Source organism: Polaribacter sp., from assembly GCF_965656025.1.
GTDB lineage: Bacteria > Bacteroidota > Bacteroidia > Flavobacteriales > Flavobacteriaceae > Polaribacter.
This window is the reverse complement of the sequence record NZ_CBFHJT010000009.1, coordinates 47161-49011: the sequence shown is the minus strand read 5'-3', so window position 1 is coordinate 49011 and position 1851 is coordinate 47161. Positions and strand designations below refer to the sequence as shown.

Annotated in this window: 2 protein-coding genes; both read left to right on the top strand. The window is 30.3% G+C overall.

What is annotated here, in order from left to right:
• The coding region (locus tag ACTG3S_RS03005; RefSeq protein ID WP_439127894.1) for an efflux RND transporter permease subunit at positions 1-996 on the top strand (996 nt) is incomplete at its 5' end.
• A gap of 103 nt (positions 997-1099) precedes the next feature.
• On the top strand, positions 1100-1851 hold a 752-nt coding region (locus ACTG3S_RS03000; RefSeq protein WP_439127893.1), incomplete at its 3' end, for an amino acid--tRNA ligase-related protein.

Sequence of the window (1851 nt, the reverse complement as noted above, 5' to 3'; positions counted from 1 at the left end):
CTAGAGATTTTAATAGACACCAAAAAAGAAAAAGGTGTCATGAAACTTTCTACGCTAAAAAAGATGGAAGAATTAAACGAAACCATCGAAACTTTTCCAGAATTATCAAAACCAATTTCTGTAACAAACATTGTTAAGTATTCTAAACAAGCCTATTATAAAGGAAATCCAAAATATTATCAATTACCCACAAATCAAGAACAAAGCTATATTTTTTCGTATACCAAAAATTCTAATAACGATGCTAGTATGCTAAAAACATTTGTAGATTCTACAGGTAGATATGCCAGAATTACAACGTTTATGAAAGATATTGGTACAGATAAAATGGAGGTAATTCAAGAGCGATTAAAAGCAGTTATTGCCAAAGAATTTCCAGCAGATAGATTTGAAGTTTCTTTAACTGGTAAAGCACTCGTTTTTATAAAAGGGACTAATTATTTAATTAAAAACCTAGTAATTTCTTTATCACTAGCCATTTTATTAATTGCTATTTTTATGGCATGGATGTTTAGATCGCCACAAATGATTTTAATATCATTAATACCAAACATGCTTCCTTTATTAATTACAGCAGGTTTAATGGGCTTTTTAGATATTCCTATAAAACCATCTACTATTTTAGTTTTTAGTATTGCTTTTGGTATTTCTGTAGACGATACCATTCACTTTTTAGCAAAATACAGGCAAGAGTTAATTGCCAACAAATGGAAAATAAAACCCTCTGTTTACGCAGCTTTAAGAGAAACTGGTGTTAGTATGTTTTATACTTCTATTGTATTGTTTTTTGGCTTTTTAGTATTTACATTATCTAGTTTTGGTGGTACAATTGCATTAGGTGGCTTGGTTTCTGTAACCTTGTTATTAGCGATGGTTTCTAACTTATTATTGTTACCATCTCTATTATTAACTTTTGAAAAGAAAATTGCCAATCAAAAAGTATTTAAAGAACCAAAAATGAAGATTTTTCCTCCAAATGAGGATAAAGTTGACTAGTTTTAAGAAGATATTGCATTTTGTTTGATTGTTTAATATCTAACAATAAAGTATCTTTACTCTTTTAATTTAGCCTATTTTAAATATAATATTTACAATAATGATGATGAAAAATAACGTTGCAGAAATCTTAAAATCAGGAACAATTTTACAAGAAGTAACCTTAAAAGGTTGGGTAAGAACTTTTAGAAGCAACAGATTTATTGCTTTAAATGACGGTTCTACTATTAAAAACATACAATGTGTTATCGATTTTGAAAACACTCCAGAAGAAACTTTAAAAAGAATTACAACAGGAGCTGCAATTTCTATAAAAGGAACCTTAGCAGAAAGCCAAGGTAAAGGACAATCTGTAGAAATTCAGGTTGCTGAAATTGAAATTTTAGGAGATTCTAATCCAGATGAATACCCAATTCAACCAAAAAAACACAGTTTTGAATTTCTAAGAGAAAACGCGCATTTAAGAGTCAGAACAAACACATTTAGTGCAGTGATGAGAGTGCGTTCTAAACTATCTTTTGCAGTACATAAATATTTTCAAGACAATGATTTTAACTATGTAAATACACCAATTGTAACTGGTTCAGATGCAGAAGGTGCAGGAGAAATGTTTCGAGTAACTTCTTTTGAAGACAACAAAGCACCTGTTACAGAAGATGGAAAAATTGACTATTCTAAAGACTTTTTTGGAAAAGAAACCAACTTAACAGTTTCTGGCCAATTAGAAGCAGAAACCTATGCAATGGCTTTGGGTAAAGTATACACATTTGGGCCAACTTTTAGAGCAGAAAACTCTAATACCACAAGACATTTAGCAGAATTTTGGATGATAGAACCAGAGGTTGCCTTTATGGA